Annotated in this window: 18 protein-coding genes; 4 read left to right on the top strand and 14 right to left on the bottom strand. The window is 35.7% G+C overall.

The window, feature by feature from the left end; genetic code table 11:
• Nucleotides 1–76 precede the first annotated feature (76 nt).
• From pheA to aroB, 4 genes are all read right to left on the bottom strand, one after another.
• Nucleotides 77–1,201, bottom strand: coding sequence for a prephenate dehydratase (gene pheA, locus NSQ14_RS09530; RefSeq protein ID WP_041846114.1), 1,125 nt, complete (start codon nt 1,199–1,201; stop codon nt 77–79).
• Between the two features lie 75 nt (nt 1,202–1,276).
• On the bottom strand, nt 1,277–2,356 hold the full coding sequence (gene aroC / locus NSQ14_RS09535; protein ID WP_251245693.1) for a chorismate synthase: 1,080 nt from the start codon (nt 2,354–2,356) through the stop codon (nt 1,277–1,279).
• Entirely contained in the window at nt 2,334–3,638 is a 1,305-nt protein-coding gene (gene aroA / locus NSQ14_RS09540; protein WP_095141222.1) for a 3-phosphoshikimate 1-carboxyvinyltransferase, read from the bottom strand. The genes aroC and aroA overlap by 23 nt, the downstream gene beginning before the upstream one ends.
• A gap of 24 nt (nt 3,639–3,662) precedes the next feature.
• Nucleotides 3,663–4,715, bottom strand: coding sequence for a 3-dehydroquinate synthase (gene aroB / locus NSQ14_RS09545; RefSeq protein WP_041846111.1), 1,053 nt, complete (start codon nt 4,713–4,715; stop codon nt 3,663–3,665).
• Between the two features lie 435 nt (nt 4,716–5,150).
• On the opposite strand from aroB, the gene NSQ14_RS09550 reads away from it, so the two are divergent.
• Both NSQ14_RS09550 and NSQ14_RS09555 read left to right on the top strand, forming a co-directional pair.
• The gene (locus NSQ14_RS09550) at nt 5,151–5,702 is read left to right on the top strand and encodes a CueP family metal-binding protein (RefSeq protein ID WP_346216275.1); all 552 of its coding nucleotides are present in this window, start codon (nt 5,151–5,153) and stop codon (nt 5,700–5,702) included.
• Between the two features lie 58 nt (nt 5,703–5,760).
• Complete coding sequence (locus NSQ14_RS09555; protein WP_346216276.1) at nt 5,761–6,558, top strand: HAD family hydrolase; 798 nt, start codon at nt 5,761–5,763, stop codon at nt 6,556–6,558.
• A 246-nt stretch (nt 6,559–6,804) separates the two neighbouring features.
• On the opposite strand, the gene panE is transcribed toward NSQ14_RS09555, so the two are convergent.
• The 3 genes from panE to NSQ14_RS09570 form a co-directional block, all read right to left on the bottom strand.
• The gene (gene panE, locus NSQ14_RS09560; protein WP_346216277.1) at nt 6,805–7,719 is read right to left on the bottom strand and encodes a 2-dehydropantoate 2-reductase; all 915 of its coding nucleotides are present in this window, start codon (nt 7,717–7,719) and stop codon (nt 6,805–6,807) included.
• Between the two features lie 127 nt (nt 7,720–7,846).
• On the bottom strand, nt 7,847–9,010 hold the full coding sequence (locus NSQ14_RS09565; protein ID WP_041846108.1) for a C40 family peptidase: 1,164 nt from the start codon (nt 9,008–9,010) through the stop codon (nt 7,847–7,849).
• A 345-nt stretch (nt 9,011–9,355) separates the two neighbouring features.
• The gene (locus NSQ14_RS09570) at nt 9,356–10,705 is read right to left on the bottom strand and encodes an aspartate kinase (protein WP_346216278.1); all 1,350 of its coding nucleotides are present in this window, start codon (nt 10,703–10,705) and stop codon (nt 9,356–9,358) included.
• A 471-nt stretch (nt 10,706–11,176) separates the two neighbouring features.
• On the opposite strand from NSQ14_RS09570, the gene NSQ14_RS09575 reads away from it, so the two are divergent.
• Nucleotides 11,177–11,917 (top strand): sulfite exporter TauE/SafE family protein, encoded by a 741-nt coding sequence (locus tag NSQ14_RS09575; RefSeq protein ID WP_346216279.1) that lies wholly within the window; start codon nt 11,177–11,179, stop codon nt 11,915–11,917.
• Nucleotides 11,918–12,875: 958 nt separating this feature from the next.
• Here the strand turns inward: NSQ14_RS09575 and NSQ14_RS09580 are convergent.
• From NSQ14_RS09580 to NSQ14_RS09605, 6 genes are all read right to left on the bottom strand, one after another.
• Complete coding sequence (locus NSQ14_RS09580) at nt 12,876–14,885, bottom strand: penicillin-binding transpeptidase domain-containing protein (protein ID WP_346216280.1); 2,010 nt, start codon at nt 14,883–14,885, stop codon at nt 12,876–12,878.
• 334 nt (nt 14,886–15,219) lie between these two features.
• Complete coding sequence (locus NSQ14_RS09585; protein ID WP_270577082.1) at nt 15,220–16,758, bottom strand: plasmid pRiA4b ORF-3 family protein; 1,539 nt, start codon at nt 16,756–16,758, stop codon at nt 15,220–15,222.
• Between the two features lie 440 nt (nt 16,759–17,198).
• The gene (locus tag NSQ14_RS09590; protein WP_328187212.1) at nt 17,199–18,857 is read right to left on the bottom strand and encodes a peptide ABC transporter substrate-binding protein; all 1,659 of its coding nucleotides are present in this window, start codon (nt 18,855–18,857) and stop codon (nt 17,199–17,201) included.
• 405 nt (nt 18,858–19,262) lie between these two features.
• Nucleotides 19,263–20,609 carry a type II restriction enzyme gene (locus NSQ14_RS09595; RefSeq protein WP_041846103.1) on the bottom strand — a complete coding sequence of 449 codons (1,347 nt, stop codon included), beginning with the start codon at nt 20,607–20,609 and terminating at the stop codon, nt 19,263–19,265.
• A complete protein-coding gene (locus NSQ14_RS09600; RefSeq protein ID WP_200889704.1) occupies nt 20,590–21,444 on the bottom strand; it encodes a DNA adenine methylase in 855 nt (284 codons plus the stop codon). The genes NSQ14_RS09595 and NSQ14_RS09600 overlap by 20 nt, the downstream gene beginning before the upstream one ends.
• A gap of 133 nt (nt 21,445–21,577) precedes the next feature.
• Nucleotides 21,578–22,351, bottom strand: a complete 774-nt coding sequence (locus NSQ14_RS09605; protein WP_346216281.1) for a site-specific DNA-methyltransferase — start codon at nt 22,349–22,351, stop codon at nt 21,578–21,580.
• Nucleotides 22,352–22,818: 467 nt separating this feature from the next.
• Between NSQ14_RS09605 and NSQ14_RS09610 the strand changes: the two genes are divergently transcribed.
• Nucleotides 22,819–23,169 carry a DUF2200 domain-containing protein gene (locus tag NSQ14_RS09610; RefSeq protein WP_346216282.1) on the top strand — a complete coding sequence of 117 codons (351 nt, stop codon included), beginning with the start codon at nt 22,819–22,821 and terminating at the stop codon, nt 23,167–23,169.
• Between the two features lie 194 nt (nt 23,170–23,363).
• Here the strand turns inward: NSQ14_RS09610 and NSQ14_RS09615 are convergent, their stop codons facing one another.
• A complete protein-coding gene (locus NSQ14_RS09615) occupies nt 23,364–24,080 on the bottom strand; it encodes a bifunctional nitric oxide dioxygenase/dihydropteridine reductase 2 (protein WP_034770379.1) in 717 nt (238 codons plus the stop codon).
• Between the last annotated feature and the right edge of the window lie 50 nt (nt 24,081–24,130).

Here is a 24,130-nt window from a genome sequence, read left to right on the forward strand (position 1 = left end):
CTGCCAATCCTTTCCGTTAAACTCGATGGATTTTGCATGTTTGTTGTTCGATTTCACTAATGTCAACTTTCACTAATTATCTTACTGTATCTTGTTGATAACACCCGAGCAAGCGGAAATACTCACAGCCTTCTTCAATTAAACTTAAGGCTTTTTTCACTTTTTCACTCCGGATATTTCCTTCAAAATCCACATATAGCACGTATTTCCAATTTCCTTCTTCGGTAGGCCTGGATTCAATTTTCATCATGTTAATATCATTTTCAGCAAAATGGCTCAATAGCTGGTAAAGGGTCCCAACTTTATGTTCCAATGAGAAGACAACACTCGTTTTATTACTTTTGGCAGCCACTTGTAAATGTTTAGAAATAATAATAAATCGAGTCGAATTACCAACTTTATTGTTAATATTTTCTTTAAGAATTTCCATATTATAAATCTCCGCCGCTCGTTTTCCGGCAATCGCCACTTTTGTTTGATCATTCAATTCACGAATATGGCGTACACTATCAGCCGTACTTAAAAACGGGATCAAGCGCCAGTGCTTATAATTTTTTAAAAACTTACTCGTTTGTTCAAATCCTTGTGGGTGAGAATATACTTCCTGGACTTTTGACAGGTCTGTTCCTTTAAGACCAATTAAATGTTGATTCACTTTAATATATTGTTCACCAACAATATAAAACTCGTATTTAGTCAATAAGTCGTAAACTTGGGAAATCGCACCCGTTGAAGAGTTTTCAATCGGTACCACGCCAAAATCAATTTCATCATTTTTCACGGCTAAAAAAACATCCTCAAACTCTTCATAATTGCTTGATTCCACATTCTTACCAAAGAATTTGAACATCGCTTCTTCAGAAAAAGAACCTTGCACTCCGTAACAGCCAACTTTTAAAAAGTGGTTCATTTGTTCGCCGGGAAAAACACCATCCCGGATCATTTTGTATTCCAGTTCCTTACCTAAATTAATCAGGTTTGTGTAAAATTTTTTCAATGCCCATTGATAATTTGGATCTTTTAAATTTTTTATATTTTTCTCAATTACTTCCGTTTCCCGATCCCGGTTTAAAACAGGTAACCCGTCCTTCTTTTTATAATTACTCAACTTTATAACGGTGTTCATCCGTTCCTCAAAAAGTTCCGTTAATAGTTTATCAATTTGATCAATTTTTTTTCGATAATCATCTATCTCTGACATTTTTTTACCCCTCTTTATGAAATTAAAACTCCGTGAAGATGTACAAAATTTGTATCCCTTGGAGTTGATCACTCTTTAGGAAATGAACATTAAGTCTAAAATTCCGAGGGCAGTGACTGCTTCAATAACTGGTATTGCCCGTGGTACAATACAAGGATCATGCCTGCCTTTAACAACTAAATCAGTATTTTTATGTTCGGCAATATTAATTGTTTGTTGTTTTTTTGCAATGGAAGAAGTTGGCTTAATGGCTACTGTGAATAGAACCGGCATGCCATTGGTAATCCCGCCTGTAATGCCGCCGTTATTATTCGTGTGCGTTTTAACCTCATCTCCCTCGTAGTAGTAAGCATCATTCGTCTCTGAACCTCGGAGTTTCGTCATTTCAAACCCTTTGCCAAATTCAATTCCTTTAACTGCCGGCACTGAAAATATTAAGTGAGCAAGGACGGATTCAACGGAATTGAAAAAAGGATCCCCAATTCCGGCCGGGATGCCAACGACGGTACATTCAATGGTTCCCCCGACCGAATCCATATCTTTTCGTGCTTGTAAAATTACCTCTTCAATTTCTGTCCGTTTTTCTCCGTCAATAAGCGGTAATTCTTGCTTCTTTAACTCATCAAAAAGAGCTTGGTTTACTTCCACATCCTGAAAACTTTTGTCATCAATATGACTAATACTTTTTACATGGGCACCAACAAAGATTTTTTTTTCGGCCAAAATTTGCTTAGCAATCGCCCCGGCAAATACAAGCGGTGCCGTAATTCTGCCGGAGAAATGACCACCGCCGCGATAATCATGGAACCCGCCGTATTTGACAAATGCCGGATAATCCGCATGACCCGGTCGCATTAAATTTTTTATATCCTCATATACTTTTGAACGTTGATCACTATTTCTGATAATCGCTGTCAACGGTGCACCGGTTGTATATCCGTTAAAAAATCCGCTGATTATTTCTGGTGTATCGCTCTCCTTCCGTGTAGTCGACAATAAACTTTTTCCCGGTTTTCTACGATCCATTTCCGCTAGTACTTTATCCATGTCAATTGCAACACCCGGCGGTAAACCATCAATTGTAATTCCGATGGCTGGGCCATGTGATTCACCAAAAATAGATAATTTTAACTTATTTCCCATTATCCCGCTCAAAGAAACGACCTCCTAGTACTTTAAAGTCTCGCCAAAAGTTTGGGTATGATTTCGAAACACATTCATGGTCTTCTATTAGAATAGACGTTTTACAGACCGTCGAAGCGATGGCAAGGGTCATGGCGATACGGTGGTCATTATGACTCCATACTGCGCTACCGCCATATAAACTTGGCACTCCTTCGATAATTAATCCATCCTCTTTTTCAATAATTTTTGCACCAATTTTATTCAATTCAGTCGCGATTGCATGGAGGCGATCCGATTCTTTGATCCGGAGTCTTCCTGCGTTTATCACCTTGGTTGTTCCTTTACTTAATGCTGCTGCCAACGAAAGTACCGGGATAATATCTGGACATTGAGAACCATCAATAACCGTTGCCGTTAACTCTTTTTCCGGTTTACCGGTTAAACCTCCGTTTTCTTGATAAAATTTCATCCCCATTCGTTCCAGTATATGAATGACCTCTTTATCCCCTTGTAACGAGTCTAAATTCAAATCATGCAAAACAACCTCATTATTTAATGCATTTGCTACCAAGAAAAATGCTGCTTGGGAAAAATCAGCCTCAACCCGATAATCACGGGCTTTATATTTTTGGTTTCCCTTGATAAAAAATTCTTGATAATTATGGTTAATAATATGAATACCAAAATCTTTTAAAGCACTCAACGTAAGATCAATATACCCTTTTGATTCCATTTCTGTCGTAATGACAATTTTTGAATCACCGTCAAGGAGCGGTAACGTAAATAATAATCCTGAGATAAATTGCGAACTAACATTCCCCGTAACTTCATAAAGACCGCTTTTTAACTTGCCCTCAACCCGTAGGTCCAGTTCACCTTCTTTGTAACTGTATTGAATCCCTTGCTCATCAAAAATATTATAATATGTATGAAGCGGTCTTTGTCCCAATTTTCCTCTGCCGATAAAGCGATGCTCCCCCGGAAATAAAGTGGAGATTGGAACGACAAATCGTAATGTAGAACCGGATTCATTACAGTCAATAAGGACTTCATCAATATTCCTTTTTCGGTCTAGTTGCCCGGTTGCATAGATGCCAACAACTTCCAAAACGTCTTCATTTTTTGTCATTTTTGCTCCGAATGATTTCATTGCCTCCATTGTTGCAAGAATATCATCAGAATAATCAATGTTTGAAATCCGGCTTATTCCATCACTGAGTGCGGCACAAATAACTGCCCGATGAGCAATACTTTTTGATGGTGGTACTTTCACTTCACCGTTTAATTTCTTTGGATCAATTAAGCAGTCCATTTTATTCCCCCCCTAAATTCTAAATTATTTAAAGAAATCAATTGTCGTCTCTTTGATATATGATTCACCAATCCGTTTTAATAAAATAACATGAAGGACATCGTTTATATTTTTCTTGTCTAATTGAATTGTTTCCAAAATGGGTGTAAGACTTGGGATTTCCAATTGATATGGGAGATGATATTGCTGAACGATTTGCATAATTTGTTCGGCAACACCTTTTTCCGTTAATCCTTTTTCTTCTGCACGTTTTGAAATTTCGTACATACCGATTGCCACTGCTTCTCCATGCGTATATTTTTTATATTGGTAAAATGTTTCTATTGCATGACCGAGCGTATGGCCAAAGTTGAGAAGCATTCGGTTTCCGGTATCCTTTTCATCCTCTTCAACAACTTCCTTTTTTATCTCACAACAACGGTAAATGATGTTTTCAATATGTTCCATAACCATTTCCATACTTTGGTAATTTTTCAATTCATTAAACAAATTCACATCTTTAATACAGCCGTATTTGATTACTTCCGCCATCCCATCCCAAAAGAACCGCTCCTCTAAAGTATGAAGGACATTCGGATCAATCAGTACTAATTTTGGATGATAAAAGCTTCCTACTAGATTTTTCCCTCTGTCCAAATCGACTGCAACTTTCCCTCCGACACTGCTGTCAACTTGGGCGAGAAGTGAAGTTGGAATTTGCACATATGGAACGCCCCTTAAATAAGTCGATGCCGCAAAGCCGACAATATCACCAATCACGCCCCCGCCAAGAGCGATAATTAAATCGCTTCTTGACAATTTAAAATCTAAAAATTGATTATAAATTTTTGGAAGAATATGGAAGGATTTTGTCTCTTCTCCGGCCGGCAAAGCTAATAGATCTACTTGAAATCCGGCATGTTCAAGACTAGTTAAGACGTTTCTGCCATAGTGTTGATTGACATGAACATCTGTTACAACAAAAATTTTCCGTCCTGCATAAATTTTTTTAATTTCTTCACCAACTTGTTCAAGGAGTCCTTTTTCAATAAGAATTGGATAACTCCTATCCCCCAAATGAACGAATAATTTTTTCATGAAAAGCACCTTCTTTTCGTTAGTTGAAATAAAAAAATAGAACCCTATAAGCTGAGTTCTATTTTTTATTAAGTATAATTACTTTTTCTATTACATGAAGAACTCATCAGTGAAAACTATTCATTTTGTGCAATACAAAAAGCCGGCGCTAAAATAAAAGCCCCAGAAGAAGCCAAAAAAGCTATAAAATTTGCCAACTCTTCTTGCCTGTATTAATTGTTCCATGATCATTCCCCATCTATTTTAAACGTATCAATATTATAAACATTTTGTTTTTTATTATAACAAATTATAGCCGTTTGTCAATGATTAACTGCTAAAAAATAGAAATTATCATTCCCATTTTCTGGAATCAGTTAATGTTTTACTCATTGCATTATTGATTAACTTGTTTTACATTTAAATTATCAAGATTCTATAGAAGGGTGAGGCACCATGAAGAATAAAATCATATGGCTTTCCGGTATCCTCGGAATAGTATTAATATCATTTTTCGTTTCTATTAATTTGGATAAAAACATAAATAATGAAAAAAATACAACGATAAAAAATCAGAGCGGGGATATTAAACAATTAGTCCATGACTACAGTGTCGGTAATTTGAAAAACGGTTCAGCATCGATAACCTCACAGCAACTAATTGTGACAGATAAAAATTCCAATCAAGTGACATACGATCTTCCCAAAGATGAATTTTTTGTTTCCATTGCGCCGTACATCCACCAAACCCATCCGTGTGAAATCCATAGTTTGACAGGCTGCCGCGGTGAACTGGCTAACGAAGAATTTCATGTTTTTATTGAGAATACAGAGGGCAACGTTATTGTCGATAAAAAAATGAAAACACATGCAAACGGATTTATCGATCTTTGGCTGCCCCGAAATGAAACATTTACGATAACCATTACGAAAGATGAGAAAAATGCCCAATCAGAAATTTCCACATTTGAAGATGATCAAACCTGTGTGACAAATATGAAGTTATGATTTTATTCAAAATACACCACATTTTGGAAAAGAGCTAAAAAAGAAAGGATTTGCGACGATGAAATGTTTTTCAATTGATTTGGATGGTACTCTATTAAATTCAACCCGTGAAATACCAGAGGAAAATTTTGCAACTTTAAAATATCTGCATGAGCAAGGACATTATGTAATTATTAATTCAGGCCGGGCAATTGAGGATGTTCTTAAATTTGAGGAGATTGGAAAACTTAATCTTCCTATCATCAGTATTAATGGAACGGTTATCTATTCTGAAAATCGTGATATTCTATTTGAAGCCTCGATACCAATTTCAACGTATAAAAAATTATTTTCGCTTTTAGGCGAGCTCGGTCTCGGTATTATGGTATATACGAATCAAGGCGGTTTTCCATTCCGTAATCCGGACATTCAAGGGAAAAGCTGGGAAGAAATCGAGTCCATGTTCGCAAATTATAATTATGATCAAATTTTTGAAAAAGACAATTTGAAAATCTATAAAGTAATGGCTGTTACTCGACCTGATCAAATTGAAACAATTGATCTTGCAAAAAAAACTGTTGCAGGGAAATTAGCACTGTCTGTTGCATCCTCGCACCCAGACAATATTGAGTTTACATCGGTTGAGGCAAATAAAGGAACAGCGCTATTACGATATCAAAAACATATGAAGATTTCGTTTGATGAAATTTATGCCTTTGGTGACGGTGGGAATGATGTGGAACAATTTAAAGTGGCAACAACAGCAATCGCTATGGCCAATGCACCGCTTGAAGTCCAAAAAGAGGCAGATATAATCACTAAAACCAATGATGAAAATGGATTTACCTATGCAGTAAGAGAATTATTGAAGATGTAATGGCGTTTATTTATTAAATGAAAGTAAGGACAGTCTGAAGCCACTGAAAAATTATTCGATAAGTTTGCTTGCACAATTTACAAGGGGTAAACCCAGTAAACCAAACGGATATCCTGTCCGGAAAGTGTTTTCAATATCATGTTTACCCTTTTTCAGCGGCCTCGGACAGTCTGATATGTCCCTACTTATGCTTTTTGCAATTGTATGTTAAAACTATATTTTTCTAGAAAAACTTACGCTGAAGTTTTACCGTGAACGCTCATATATTTTTAGATTCGCATAGACGGACTCTAAAACGGGTACGGGAAGATCGGCTGTCTTGGCGATTTCTAACAGATAGCCGTGCAAGTGATCCGCTTCTACAGGGAGCCCTTTTTCCATATCTCGTTGCATGGACGATTTCATTTCAGGCGCTAAGTTTGCAATCTTTTCCATCTGAATCGTCTCTAATTCATTGGATATTGGTGCTCCTGCAACATTCATAACATCGATTATTTCTTTTGTTAATTGTTTAATTGTCTCCATTCCACTCGGATGGTTACAAATTGGACCGATCGGAGCTCTCATTAAAGTAGTAATTCCCGACATGGTAGCAATAAATAAATATTTATGCCAAAGATCTTCAATAATGGTCGAGCTTAATTGAAAATCCGCCTTTGTTCCTTTTAACGCATCAGCTAATTTTATGATTCTCTCAGATTCTTGCCCGGATCGTTCACCATATACAAGCATATGTAACGGACCTTTCTGAATAACTGCCCCCTCGCTATCCAGTGTGGCTTCAATGTAACATAGACCACCAATTACCTTTTCTCTACCGAATTGTTCATCCAGTTTGTTATAATGAGCCATTCCATTTAGTAACGGAATAACCATTGTGTTTTCCCCCACATATGGACGAACGTCGTCTATTGCATTGTCTAGTTGATAAGCTTTTGTTGATAAAAGGATGACATCATATGATTCAACTTCTTCACCTGTAATAACTGTTTTTGGTGATAATGTGGCATTCCCATAGTCACTATGAATAACCAGCCCTTTCTCCTTTAAGTTGCGCATTCTTCCTTCTCTTACTAAAAATGTGACATCTGCCCCTTTTTCCAGTAAACGTCCCCCAAAATAGCCGCCAACTGCCCCTGCTCCAACGACAAGAAACTTCATTAGTATACCCCCTATTAAAAAAGTAAAATATGTTGTAATCATTATATACTATTTCCAAAATTTTATTATAAAAGAAAAAAATAGCCGACCAATTAACAATCGGTCGACCTTAATAATGTTTACTATTTTAATTGATGATTCTTCTTACATTTCCATTAAATGCATTAGCCCAGTAGCCGCTTGTCATATTTTCTATTCTAACACCGTAACTGGTTTGGGAACCGATAAATTGTCCATTTCCCAAATAAATACCAACATGACCATTGGTTCTGCCATCTGTATTAAAGAATACAAGATCTCCCGGACGCATGTCACTCGGGGCAACTTTCGTACCTTGTCCAACGAGTACTCCTGTTGAACGTCCAACAGAAATACCGGCTTGAGCAAAGGCCCAATTAACAAATCCGGAACAATCAAAAACGCCATTTACAGGATCTGCTTTACCGAATCCATAACTAGAATTACCAAGAAATTGTTTACCGGCAGAAATTACAGTATTTATTGCATTTCCGCCGCTTACCGTTGGAACAAATGAAGAACTGGATGGTTTATTTCCTTTAGCAACTGCTGTTTTACTACTTGTATTATTTGTTGAATTATTTGTACTTGCTGTAACTGCCGCTTGAAGAGCCGCTTGTTGCGCAGCTTGTTCAGCAGCGAGTTTCTGTGCCAAAAGTTGTTCTCCCTCTGTTGCTAATTGTTGTTTAATAGATTCCGCTTGGGATTTTTGCTCAGCGATCTGACTTTGCATACCTGCCAGTTCTTCTTTCATATCATTAAGTTTGTTTAATTCATCTTGTGCAGCTTTTTCAGTTTCCTCAATCGCTTTTTTATCTTCTTCTTGTTTTGCAATTAAATCTTGATCTGCTTTTGTTAATGTTGAAATAGCACTTGCACGACTGATGAAATCCTCAAAGTCAGTAGCACCGAGCAAAACTTCCAAATATCCTAATGGTCCGCCACCAGCTTGCATAACACGAAGCCGATTCTTAATTTGTTCTTCCCGTTTCGCCATTTGTTCCTGAATGGCTGCTTTTTCAGCTTGTAGCTGTTCTATTTTTGCTTGAGTGGCCGCAATTTTCTCTGTTGTTTCTTCCATTATTTTTTGATTCTCTGCAATCGTTTGTTCTAATCTGGCAATCTGTTCATTTATTTTTGCCTTTTCTGTCTGATTTTGTATAATTTTGCTTTGAATTGAATTACTTGTTTCTGCATATGTATATGTTGGTACCGATGAAAAAGAGATTCCAAGTACAATTGTTGCGCTCAGTGCTGTAAGCGGCTTCTTCAAGATTATAACCACCTTTACTTATTAAGTCGATTTCTGTCTTTTATTCTACACGAGTCTAGTTTCAATCTATTTACTATAATATTACAATTATATTTCAATTGATTTTCCATTCTATTATTTTTGTTAAAATTCAACAAGCAAGTCTTGTTAAATAAATTCAAACTCTACTTTTTAATTTAATAGACGATCTTGTATTGTTTTTAATCTCATTATCATTATTAAAAACTTGTTTATCTTTATTTTCTACAATCTTCCTCCACTAGATAAATTGACTTACATTTAACATGACCAAATGGAATGGTCATTTTGCTTTCCACAGAAAAAAAGCCTGGTCAAACCAGACTTTTAGTTAAAAAACTCTTCATATAATGCTTGTACTGCTTTCCTCTCATCAGCTGCTTTCACACCGAACATCATGCTTACTTCTGATGAACCTTGGTTGATCATTAAAATATTTACTCCGCTTCTTGCAAAGGCTGCAGCAGCTCGAGACATTGTTCCGATCGCTTGCCTCATTCCTTCACCGACTATCATAATCATTGCTAAATCATGTTCAATATGTACTTCATCGGCATGTAATTCAGTCTTTATCCGCTCTAGAACTTGTCTTTCCGTTGCTAAATCCAGTTGATTTTGCCGTAAAATAATAGAAATATCATCAATTCCGGATGGCGTATGTTCATATGACAAATGGAAATCTTCCAAAATTTGCAGAAGACGCCGACCGAAACCAATCTCTCTATTCATTAAATATTTATTTACATAGATATTACTAAAACCGGTATCACTGGCTATTCCTACAACCGGACCGTTCTGGTTATTCCGATGATGGACAATTTTCGTTCCCGGATGATTTGGGTTATTTGTATTTTTTATATTAACCGAAACACCGGCGCGAAATACAGGAATAAGTGCCTCATCATGGAATACGCCAAAACCGCCGTAAGATAACTCTCGCATTTCTTTGTAAGTAATTTCATGAATTTCTTTCGGGTTGTTAACAAAATTCGGATTAACGGTATAGACGGCATCGACATCCGTGAAATTTTCATAAACCGTTGCTCCAACGGCACTGGCCAAGATTGAACCCGTTATGTCTGAGCCCCCGCGAGAAAAAGTAACAATTTCACCTGTTTTTGAATAACCGAAAAACCCTGGAAATATCAAAATTCCGGGTCTGTCACGAAGTTTTTTCAATTGTTCATATGCTTCAGGGAGCACTTGGGCATTTCCCGGTTCATCAGTTAAAAACAAACCTGCTTCTTTCGGATTTACATAGTGTGCTTCCACGCCACAGGATTGAAAATAAGCGGCAATCAACTTAGCACTGTTATCCTCTCCACTTGCCTTTACTGCATCCATAAACCGAGAAGCATTTGATCGATCCCCATGTAAAATTTCTTGTAAATCAGCGGCGATCCGATCAATAATATGCTCGGATACCCCCAGTTTGTGAGCAATTTCTGCATAACGATCAACGACTGCCAGAAAAGCTTCTTTCCCATTTCCCGTTTTACAATATTCTTCCCCGCATTTTATCAGCAAATCTGTAACTTTTATATCATCCTTTTTTCTTTTTCCGGGTGCTGAGACGACAACAATTTTTCGCTCAGGATCTGCTGTAACAATTTGGAAAACTTTTTTTATCTGCTCAGCCGACGAAACAGAAGTCCCGCCAAATTTTACGACTTTCATGAAATTTCCACCACCATTTTTCTGCCAAAAATATCTATGAATCTTATTATCGCTTGAATTTGGTTCGATTGCAATTATTTTTTTATAACTTTCTCTCTTTTTGAATAATGTAACCTCTCGAAATGAATGATATAAAGATTGTTTGAATTTGAAGGAAGGTCAAATATGGTAGATTATAACGTAAAAAGGATTAATAATTTCTATCAAAACTTTTTTATCTTTGGTTGTAGAAAGGTGAGTTTCGCCAAAATCATTGAAATAAAACTTATATTCTATCTATTACAAATATAGCCGAATTTTCCCTATACTTGTAGAAAACACATTTGCATTTAGTGTAAAAAAGTGTTAGTTATGGTCTAATCGATTCCTTTTTGTTTAATTTTAATTACTTTTATTTATCGAAATCAATAATAAACTTTAATTTTCCTTATTGATTGTCATGAAATACACTATATAGAGGAGGTGGTTTAGTTGGAATACATCGCTTTATTCTTTACAGGTATGGTCGCAACCACTTTGGGAACTTTAGCAGGAGGTGGAGGATTAATTAGTTTACCTATCATGCTGCTTTTAGGAAGTCCCATCCACTCAGCTATTGGTGCAAATAAAGTATCCAATACAGTTAGCGCGTTTTCTAGTTTCTTATATTTATTCAAACACGGACAAATTTCAATAAAAGAGTCTTTTTGGGTAATCCCTATTAGTGTTATAGGCGGTATTAGCGGAGGGATAATCGCTTCTATTCTTTCATCGAAATATTTATTTATTATTGCAATCTTTTTACTCATCTTTGCATTTATTTCATCCTTTTTGGGTAAAGACCAATTTCAAGGAGATCAAAAATTGACGATAAACAAAATTAGTTTACCTGGATTATACTCCATTGGTATTTATGACGGCTTATTTGGTCCTGGTCAGGGGACTTTGCAACTTTATTTATTTGGTTATTTAAAAATTTCATACTTGAGGGCGATTGCATATAGCAGACTTGCTACGTTTTCAAGCTGTTTTGGGGCAGCTGTAACATATATTACGACGGGACATATCATTTGGTCATATACCATTTGTTTATTACTTGGTTCTATAAGCGGTGCCCAAGTAGGTGTTCGCATTGCTGAAAAGTTAAAACCAAACTTAATAAAACCGTTATTACGTGTGGTTACTGTTGCTCTTATTTTCCAAATTATTGCTAATCAAATTTCGGGTAATTAGGATGTAGTAAAATCAGAACCTCTTATTATTAAAGTCACAAGTGTTCTCGACTAATTCAAAGATAATATCCTTAAGTTTCGCATCTTAGAAAACCAATCAAATCAACGAGACCCTTTCTCGTCATCGTTTTGAGGCGAAATACTCCCTTTTTGGGCGACGAAAGCTATTCTCGTCGTCATTTTGAGCCGAGAAACTTCATTTTTTGATGACGGGACCTATTCTCGTCACCATTTTGAGGCAAAAAACTCCCTTTTTTGGCGACGAGACCCTTTCTCGTCATCGTTTTGAGGCGAAAAACTTCATTTTTTGGCGACGAGACCCTTTCTCGTCATCATTTTGAGTCGAAAAACTTCATTTTTTGGCGACGAGACCCTTTCTCGTCGTCATTTTGAGCCGATAAACTTCATTTTTTGACGACGAGACCTATTCTCGTCGTCATTTTGAAGCCGAAAACGCTCTTTTTTGGCGACGAGACCTATTCTCGTCACCATTTTGAGTCGAAAAACTCTCTTTTTTGGCGACGAGACCTATTCTCGTCACCATTTTGAGTCGAAAAACTCCCTTTTTTGACGACGAGACCTATTCTCGTCGTCATTTTGAAGCCGAAAACGCTCTTTTTTGGCGACGAGACCCTTTCTCGTCACCATTTTGAGTCGAAAAACTCCCTTTTTTGGCGACGAGACCCTTTCTCGTCATCGTTTTGAGGCGAAAAACTTCATTTTTTGGCGACGAGACCTATTCTCCTCAACATTTCGAGGCGAAATACTCCCTTTTTTGACGACGAAACTCAATCTCGTCACCGACTTTGGACGAAAAACTCCTTTTTTTGGCGACATAATTGAAAACCCACCGGACGTCTTTAGGATGCAAAATTCTAGTATATCAGTTTTTCAGTAACTTTGACCTATGATAAATATTAAATCATCTTAAAAAAATAAAACTGCCCAGATGGACAGTTTTATTTTTTATAGCTCTCAAATATCTCTTTTACCGCATTTACCACAATTTTTCCTTCTCCTTGGATACTTTCCATCATCATGGCGACAAGTAAATCTTGTGTATCGGTATTATAGGCAACAAACCAGCCATTTTCCTGCGCTTGTTCTCCTTGAGTTGTTTTACCGACTTCAGCAGTTCCTGTTTTTCCGGCGAGCGGTAAACCATCCATATTAGCAAGATGTCCTGTTCCTCTTGGGTTGGCCACAACTTCGCGTAAATCTTCAGCAATTGTCTTTACTGTATTGGTCGATATTACACTTTTTTTCCAAACTTGAGACGGTTCATCCTCATTTACTAAAATTGGTTTGATCATATTCCCGTCATTAATAAAAGCGGTATAACCAGCTGCCAAATGGACGACATTGGTTTGGACTTCGCCTTGACCATAACCGGAGTCTGCTAATAAAACATCACCATTTAATTTGCCGTCATTAGAAATTTGCGATGCTTTTAACGGATAGGTAAAAGGAATTTCTTCATCAAACCCAAATTTTTTCAGTCCGTCGATAAACGAATCCGCTCCAATATCCAATGCCGTTTGTGCGAAATAAATATTATCCGAAAATACAAGTGCATCCTTTAAATTCACAGGTCTCCCCGGGTCGGTTACCCGAGTGACAAAATAACCGCCCCACGATGAATCTTTCTGCCATTGTTTAGACGTGATATTCCTCGTTTGATCAGCTGTAATCTTATTCGTTTCGAGGCCAATTGCGGCGGTAAAAGGCTTCATTACCGAACCCGGTGTTTGCGGATAAACGAAGCGATTTAACAATGGCTGTAACGGATTTTCTTCTATTGTTTTTCTTTGACTTGAAGATAAAAACATATATTCATTTGGATTAAATGATGGGCTTGAAACCATCGCCAGCATTTCACCCGTTTTTGGGTTCATCGCAACGGATGTTCCTGCTTTGCCGTTAAATTTTGCCATAATCTCCTGTTGTAATGTACTGTCTATTGTTAATTGGATGTTTTTCCCGTTTTTCACCGGTTTTTCAGCTATTGTTGCAGTTGTACCATCCGGTTTTTTTAAATAGATCGAAGCGCCATTTTCACCTTTTAGTTGTTTTTCAAAGAGCTGTTCCAAGCCCCTTTTTCCAATAATATCCCCCGGTGCGTATCCTTTATTTTTTTCAATATCCTCTGCCGTTACTCCATCAACATAGCCAATTAAATGAGCTGCTGCTTCTCCTAAAGGATAGACTCTTGATTCTACTTTATTTACTGTTACAGCAGGAATGTTTTCCAGTTGAGTAACTACATCCGTTTGTGTATTAGGAATCTTTTTTATTGGTACAAAATAGTCAGGTTGAACCCAACTCGCATTTAAAGCCTTGTCAATGGATTCAACAGATATGCCAAGTATGGAGGCTACCTGGGATTTAATCTCCCCATCTTTTCCTTCCATTTGTCCCGGAATAATACCAACTTCATAAGCTCCTCCATTTATAGCTAATCCGTTTCCATTCCTGTCCAGAATTTCACCTCGAGCTGCTTTTGTCGTCTTTAATCCGACTCGATCTTCCGGTTCCATTCCAGCAAAAATAAATCCTGTATTCCAATTGACTTGCCAAGTCACTTTATCTTCTTTTTCAACTTTTACAAGCTTGGCTTTTTGTTCAAATTCTACAGGACCGGCTAACGTATTCATGGTAACTTTAAATGGGATGGTGGCAGTTTTTGCATCCGGATCAATTTTATCTTTTGGCTTTTCAAAATCAATTTTTAAATCCTTTACTTCCAAATCACCATAAATTTTTTTATAACGTTCAACAAATTCATCTTTTTTCATTATTTTCTTTGCTTCCGGCGTATGCATCTCGTACATCTTGGTGAAATTTTGATTACTCCAGTATTTTACATAAGTTGTAAAAACATCTGATGGTTGAGCGTCTTCACTTTTACACCCCGTTAAGATAATGAGGAAAAATAAACAAAGTAGTCGAAGTATTCGTTTATGATTCAAATCAATTCATCCCTTTCTAAATAAACTCTCTTTATAATCATATTTCATCTTTATTACTATATTATCAATTTCGTTTAGGGATAATTTAGATAACAGATTGGGAAAAGATTATGAATAAATCTCATAGCCAAAATTGACCATTAAGAAATTTATAATTGATATAAATTTGTTGAATGGTATTATCTTTTATATTATAACATTTCTTACGGTTTTCACCGATATTTTTTACATTCGATTCACATAGTTAAACAACCACAGTAACATCCACTGTGGTTGTAGGTAAAGGAAAGATAATTTTGCCATTTCTACTTGTTATCGACACCCTTAACTTCAATCATTCCGGCATCATCTGTTCCATTTCTTTTAGTGCAGCATTGAGTAATGGTAATTGTTGAACAGGGAGAAGTTGAATGTTTAGTTTTTTTGCAATTGGATTAAGTAACCTAGCCATCTCCTCTTTCACCCAAATTTCTCTTGGAATTGCTTTTATTCTTTTCACTAATTCAACTAATTCTTTCTGAACGGTTTCAGTAATATCGCCATCTTTTCCAATCATGTTGTAATAGACAATCAACTGATTTTTCCGCTCCACTGAAAGGATGACTGTGGGTAAATACGGACGTTCATCTGGTTCATCCTGTGTAGGAAAATTAATGTATTCACAATCAAATTCAAGCGGCGTATTGCATCTTTTAAGCGAATGTTTCAAATGCTGCAGTTCGAGTTCATTAACATATAATGGAATTTCATCTTTTTTCGTTACATCATTTGAAGCAGCATCATATTCTTCTTTATCAAAGGTGTATAACATATATGATCTTCCTGCAAGATTATCTTGATCCATATTCTTTGTATATTGACTAGCAAAGATAACTTCATCTAAAATGAACGACAACAACTGAACTTCTTCCCCATCCAGAAACCATGGATAATACCCCGGTTTAAAACTTCGAAACATGGGCCACTGATTTTTCCCACGATAGGACCGACCATGTTCTTTTAGAAGTTGATAATCTTCATCCTCCAATTCGCCCCGATCAACCAAATTTAAAGTCAAACTATTTTGTTTAAAATATTCCTTTTCATCATTTATGTTCCCTGTCATAAGCCGGTTCAAATATGTATAACCTTCTTCACCAATAAAAGCGACAAGACCAAATTCCATCCCAGCCCCTCCCATTACAGAGCAATAAATTAATTCCTCTGTTTCGGGATCTTTGACGACAATAATCTGATCATCATCCATCCATTTCCATGGTTGTAGTTTTTTAAATTCCTCTGCCAAATCGAGTAATTCAGACCAATCATCATCGTAATTTTCAAAGGATTGCGGCAGCCAGTTCTCAAATTCGTTTGCTAAAGATTGATTGATTTCATTCATTAATGATTTTCCGTCAATCTCTTTTATTACAACATCATCAAATATAGACTCCCCACGGCTATCTTCTTCAGGAGCCAATCGCATTACTTTTGTACATCTGGGGTAAAATATGTCGTTTTCTTCAGGAATTATTTTCTCTAAAACAATGTCATGTTCCCAATTATCGCCGAAATCATAAACGTACAAAACACGATCTTTTTCATTTTGAAATATTTCTTTTAAAATTACTTTTTTCTCATCATAATCATAACCAAAACCAAAACTAAAAACTTGATTTTTTTCCTGATTCATTGGACCAATTGTAATTAAATGATTAGTCGATGTACCAGCCGATCTTTTTATATCGAAGGAATGTAAATGATAGTCCTCCCAATCGAAGGAATTTTGGATAATCCTATGTAAGTCATAAAATGTCATGGAATCTCTTACTTCTACTCTCCGCCAAATGGGAGGTTTGATATATTTCAATGTAATTTTTAGTTGATAGATCATATACTCAACACCCTTTTGAGTTAAATTTTATATTTTTTCACCGATTAAAATAATTTTACACGTACATTATAGCAAAATTATTGGGGAATGGGGATAGGTTTTAAGTCAATAAAAAATTAATGAAATACGTGTACTTGTCCAGGTACGTTGAGATAAACCTATTAGACTAATTAGGTATGGTGTCAGGAAAGTAACCTAACCTCATTGAAATTTTACATTACTCTAGCGGCCGCGAACCGGTTCATCATCCCAGTTTTTGACATTAAGAGAAGGTTCTTGTTGTTTTGTAGTCATCATATCTAATTAAATGTTAAAATCTTATAGTGGAAAATGAGGAAAGGTACTTGACCTAATTTTTGACATTGGGGCAAAGGTTTCTCTCTTCTGCAAAAATAAAAAAACCTTCCACCGAGCGATTCGGGGAAGGCATTTTTATTTTTTTATTCCTCAATATCCAACCATTTAAACTCATAAGCAGAAACAACCGGTTTATTTGGTACACCCGTTAGTTTCGGATTGACGAGTTCAGCCCGTGCATTTTGATAAATTGGGGCAATGGCGGCATCATCAAATAAGATTTTTTCTGCTTTCACAAAGTTTTTATAACGTGCTTCATTGTCTGTTGCTAACGTTGTTGAAGTTTCCGAAATTAATTGATCATATTCCGCATTGGAGTAACCCATTTTATTATTACCACTATCCGTTGTGAACAGACTCATAAATGTATATGGATCTTCAAAATCCGGACCCCATCTGGAAACTTCCATTTGGTAATCGCCTGCGTCTTCCAAGTCAAGCCGTTGTTCTTTCGGTACTTGTTTTATAGTAACTGTCAATCCCGGTAAGTTTGTTTCCAATTGGTTGGCGATATACTCAACGATAGATTTCGTTGCCTCATCATCATCTGCTAGTAACTCAAGTTCAACTTTATCTTTTCCAATTTCCGATAGACCTTTTTTCCAATACTCTTGGGCCTTTGTTTTATCAAAAGTAACAAGATCACCGCTTACCTTACGAAAATCTTCTCGTGACTCAGGCATGGAAACAAATCCGGTTGGAACTAGTCCGTTTGCAGCAATCGAGCCATCATTTAAAATTTCATGAACAATCGCTTCTTTGTCAAATGCACGACTAATAGCAGCCCGAATATTCTTGTTTGCCAATGCATCATTTGCTTTTTGATTGAATTTAATAAAATATACAAAGGTATTTGGTATGGTTACAAAATCATCGTTGCCGGAATATTGGTCAACCAAATCAGAAGTTAAATTTACGCGATCGACACTGCCTTCTTCATATAAGTTGGCTGCCGTTTGTGGGTCTTTCAACACATCAAAGTGAATTTTATCCATCTGTACAGTGTCAGCATCCCAATAATTGTCGTTCTTTACCAATTCCCATGAATCACTAGTACTTGTCCAGTTTGTTAATTTATAAGGACCACTTGCCAATAATGTATCCGAACTTGTCGCAAATTTATCGCCTTGTTCTTCTACAAATTTTTGGTTCAATGGGAATAGCGTACCAAAGGAAGTTAAGTTTTCAAAATAAGGTGTCGGGTTTTCCAGTTCTACAACTAATGTAAAGTCATCTTCCGCACGTACACCTAATTGATCGGGGGACATTTCTCCATTGCTGATGGCAGTGGCGTTTTTGATAACATTATTCATTAAGTATGGACCATATTCGGATCCAGTCGCAGGATCAATGGCACGTCTCCAAGCATAAACAAAGTCATTTGCTGTAATCGGGTCACCATTTTCCCACTTGGCATTTTCACGGATTTTAAACGTCCAAGTTAAACCATCTGCACTGACTTTATGATCTGTCGCCAATTCTGGAACAAGTTTTCCATCTAAATTTAATCGATACAAACCACCCATTGTACTTCTTAAGAATGCAAATGAAGATTCATCTGTTGCAAGGGCTGGATCCATCGTAGGAATGTTTTCTTTGTTTACAAAATTAACGGATTTTTCGCTGCTAGCTTTATCTTGTATTGTACTGGGGGAATTTTCCTTTCCACTGGATGTACAAGCAGCTAAAAAAATAATAATGAAACCGATTGATAATAACATGAATAAACGTTTCAATCTCATCGCTGCACCTCTATGTTCAATTATTCCTATCCATATAGTTGGATTTAATTGTTATTATAACGCTATAATTTTCTTTAGTAAAGAGATGAAGAACAGTTTTTAATAGTAAAAGTTCGAAATAAGGAATGTTCATATAATCTTTCAATTAAGTTTATTAAAAAATTGTAAAGGTTAAACCTTGCTAAGAAAGCAGTCTAGTACTTCAATCTGTCAAGTTGCTAAAAATTTTTTACTTGAGTTTCGTGTCCCAAAGACGGGTGAGTTTCGTCGATGAAAAAAAGCATTTTTTACTCCAAATTATCCTTGAGAATCGGTTTCTTCAAACATAAAAAAAGAGTACAAAATTTTAATGATCAACTTATGTACTCGTCTAGGATTTCCTTATTTATCATTGTTCAATTTAACTTACCCTTCATACTCTTCATGCAAAGAAAGTATCCAATCCACCCACGCTTGAATTGATGAAGCTCTTCTCACAAATGTAGTTTCAGAATCTATTCCATACAGATTTTCCTCTTTCATCATTTTGACAATCTCGTCTTTGTTAATAGGTATACCTGCGTTATTTAATTGTGCATGTAACACTCTTTTAAATATGCGATGTTGTAGAATAGAGCTTACAAAACCCAAGTATTTTTGTTTATAAGGCATTGTCATTATTAATTGACCTTTTTTGGTCAATGAATAAATCGTATTTCCATTGGTTCGTTCACGCTGAGCCAATCCTAAATAAATTGCAGCTGCAGTATAGTAGTCGATTTGTCTACTGACGACTACATTAAAAGTAGTCGTAGAGACTAACTTTTCTTTATCCATTGAACCATCATTGTCTACAAGTACACTTAAAAAATCAATAACTCTAGAAAAGGAATTTGCTTGAGGAAAAGGTATCTTTGGTTCCTCGACAACTTTTTCCGTCTTCAATATATCATATATTTCATCAAGTGTTATATTTTCATGTTGAAGGATGTAGTTTTTCTGTTTTACTAACTTAAGTGAGTTGTAATGATTTTTATTTTCATACTCGAACATAAAAAAGCTAAATACATCGTTTGATAATGTAAAAAAGGTAGGAATAACCGGTTTTTTTATTTTGTCTTGCCATAGACGATAAGGGTAATAAAGCTGACGTATTAAAAAATCACTTACAGCTTCATTTTTTGCTTCTATAATGATAAAGGCATTGTCGGTTTCGTATCCACCATCAATTTCTAATTGAGCATTATTCACTTGAATCGTGAAATTACCTGTTCCATTTAAACCCCTCTGTTTTCTAAATGAAGTTAGTAAAGGAAAACTGCTAATATCAAACTCAAAAATACTAGAGCCCATCCTGCCGGAAACTGTAGGAATAGCTGTTTCCCCAAACAAATCGTCGATCATTCCCGATGCAAATGCACAATTTAATGCAACACTTTCACTATACAAATTATTTCGATCAATTGTCTCGATCATTTCAGGTAAATACATCTCAACAGGCTTTAAGTTCTTATCATATTTAAGTTTTTCATAGGCATCAAATTTTCCTATAACATATCGAGAACGAGAAACAGGTAGAATCGATAAAAAATGTTGCTTAAAAATAGCAGGCAAGTTAATATGGTGATCAAATTTTGCCATTAGCCTTGCCTGCCGGACTGTATTTATTGTTTTTGAATCGATTTCATAGTACCCATGTTTCTCTATTTCATTCAAAATATTATATTTATCAAATAATATTTCCCACGCTTCATCATTTAGAGTTTTGCTCATAATTCATCACCAGCACCTCATCAATTTTTCCCCGCTTTGTAGCTATTGAATTGATGTTTCTTGTTGCAGAAACAATTTCAATGTGATAATCCTTATATAAATCCTTGATAAAATCTGTAGCTGAATTGCTTAAAAGTACCTTACACCCACGCTTATCTAAATCTACAAACAAATCGCGTAACCTAATTTGTTCATCTTTATTAAAACCTCCTAAAGTATATCCAGTAAAGGAAGCTGTTTCACTAACCGGATCATAAGGGCTGTCAAAATAAACAAAATCTCCCTTTTTTGCGCTAGAAACAGCATCAGCAAAATCGCCATTTAAAATTTTCACTTCATTATTATTTAAGTAATGAGATACAGCCCTTAATACAAATTCATTGACAATATTAGGATTTTTATATCGACCAAACGGAACATTAAACTGCCCTTGCGAATTCACTCGGAACAATCCATTGAAACAAGTCTTATTTAAATATATAAGTCTTGATGCTTTTTCAACATCAGATAATTTACTAAACCGATTTTTATCTCTGTCCAAATCTCTAATTTTATAATAATAATCACTAGTGTTCTCATGTTTTCTTAAATCTTCAATTAACTCGTCAACATTATTTTTTATGACTAAATAAGTATTGATTAATTCACTATTTATATCATTAATTACTGCTTTTTTGGGTTGTAAATCGAATAATACCGCTCCGCCACCTAAAAAGGGCTCATAATAAGTACCCATTCTTTTGGGGATATATTTCCGTATTTCCGGGAGTAATTGTCGTTTGCCTCCAGCCCATTTTAAAAACGGCTGTATTACTCTGCTTTTCGTTATTCCCATTACCTTCTTCTCCCTCTATTTTAAATCCTTTATTTTATATGTTACATTTAACGACAATTATCGTCAAAAGTTTTATTAGGAATAACGCAGATTTCTATGAATAAATATACAAAAAAGGCATGCTATTTTTATATCATTCTGGAAAAAGATGATTTATTCTTCTAAAACTAATTTTTACATAGTCTAAATTATTATCGATTCCAATAAACCTTCTGCCATATTTCAAAGCAGCAACACCTGTAGTCCCACTTCCGCAAAATGGATCTAATATAAGAGAATGTTTACTTGACGATGCTACTACAATTCTTTCTACAAGCTGTAATGGCTTTTGAGTAGGATGGTAACCGAAAGTTTTTTCTTCCATAGGAACATGTGGAATATGCCAAACATCTGTCATTTGTTTTCCTTTATTCATTTTTTTCATCAATTCATAATGAAAAGTATGCGGTACCGATTTATTTTTCTTTGCCCAAATGATATTTTCGTAGCTGTAAGTAAACATTCGTTTACTTATATTAGGAGGTGGATCGGTTTTTACCCAGATGACTTGATTAAGAACATGAAAACCTAGCTCTTTTAGGATCGTGCCAATTGAATATATGTTATGATGGGTGCCGCTAATCCATATCGTTCCGTCTTCTTTTAATATTTCTTTGCATAAACGAATCCATGCAAAATTAAATTTATGCATTTCTTCATAGGAACCAATTTTATCCCATTCCCCTTTATCCACGCTTACAACTTTTCCAGATTTAACTGATATGCCACCATTTGATAAAAAGTATGGGGGATCTGCAAAAATGACATCGACGCTTTCAGGTTGTAAAGTACTCATTACCTTTACTGTATCTCCCCAAAAAACAATGGCATCGTTACTAATAATAAATTTTTGAAAATAATTTCTCATGTAACACCTTCCCATCAATTTTTATGTGATGTGAAAAGAACAAGGAAAAATTAAGGGAAAAATGATCGCAGTAGTCGGAGGATGACCAATTCACAAGTGTAAAAGGGAATAATTTTTCAAATACATGTACTTTGATATAATTCTACATTGTTAACAAAAAATCCTTCCTAATGGAAGAACCAATTGTAATAATTTCGAAGTTTGTAAATCTGTGTTTTCCGCTTATACACAATTTATTAAATCTCTGCTGTTAAAAAATAATGATCAGTCCCAGAGTTGGTCGCTCAATATTTAAAACTTGAGCATCTCTGGGTCATGGGGTCAGGTTCTGCGTCCCATTTGTCACATTGGGGAAAGGAACTATTTTTCGAGATGATTTTTTTCGATTAAAATGTGTTATATTCTTTATAAGAACTTACTTTTAACAAATTCATATTCTCACAAATGGTATTATGGGAGGATTAATCATGACGAAACATAAGATATATACAATGAGTGTTGCAAGTGTGTATCCCCATTATATTGCGAAAGCTGAGAAAAAAGGTCGTACAAAGTCAGAAGTTAATGAAATTATTTGTTGGTTGACAGGATATAGCCAGGAACAGTTAGAAGAACATCTGGAAAAACAGACTGATTTTGAAACCTTTTTTGCAGAAGCTCCGCAATTGAATCCTGCACGAACTTTAATTAAAGGTGTAATCTGTGGCGTTCGAGTGGAGGAAATAGAGGAACCAACAATGCGAGAAATTCGTTATTTAGACAAGCTAATCGATGAGTTAGCAAAAGGGAAATCAATGGAAAAAATTTTACGTAACTAATATTGAACAATAAAATTAGGGTACTAATCTTAATAATTTCGGACGCAAGCGGGCAGCACGACCCCCTACTTTGTAAACTCGTGGGGTCTTACTGCCCGTTAAGATGGTATAAAAAGCTACTCCCTTTTTTAACAGTAAGACCATTAACAATTTAAAACAAAGCAAAAAGTTCTAGTCCGAATGAGCTGAGATGTTCAAATTGACAAATCAACTGAGAAAAATTTAGGTAGTTCTTTTTCACGTTTATCAAGCATAATCTGTTCTGGCTTAATGCCTTGCCCACGAAGTACTTCAATGTTCTGCACAAGGAACTCGTCGCTACCTACAATATAGAAGAACCCATCCTTGTCTCCAGCAAGATTTTTCACTTCTTCATAATAGTCTTTACGGTTATCGACGAACTGTGCCGTGAAATTCTTGTCATGAGCGGATGTAAAAATATTTGTAAATAAAAAGTCTCTTTTTGAATCGATATTCAAGGAATAAATGTGTTTGACATTGTCAGCACGGTTGAAATATTCAAGTACAAGCGGTCTGAAAGTTGCCAAGCCGACACCCGAAGACAACAGGTAAACATTTTTATCTTCCCTTTTAAGCGGCACATTTGAATGAGTTTTAAATATGGCAACTTCATTACCAACTTCAAGATTTCTTAAAATTGTTTTAAACTCAGAGCACTGCTCCTTGAATCGTGTTGTAATACCAATTGCACCTTCATGTGGTAAAGTGGAAATGGACATATGACGGACCAAACTACGATTTGGTTTATCCCCAACATTAAAACCTTCCAGTCCGAGATGCGTGTGTGACCCTTCCTCCCATGTAAAATCTTCCGGAACGTCGAGCAGGTACGTTTTCACCTCAGGCGTTTCCTCAATAATTTTATTTATTTTCGTCCAGTATATTTGCATCGTATAATCTCCTTACTTAATTAATGTGTTATTAACAAATATACTATAAT

It is taken from the genome of Caldifermentibacillus hisashii, from assembly GCF_039654145.1.
Classification (GTDB): domain Bacteria; phylum Bacillota; class Bacilli; order Bacillales; family Caldibacillaceae; genus Caldifermentibacillus; species Caldifermentibacillus hisashii.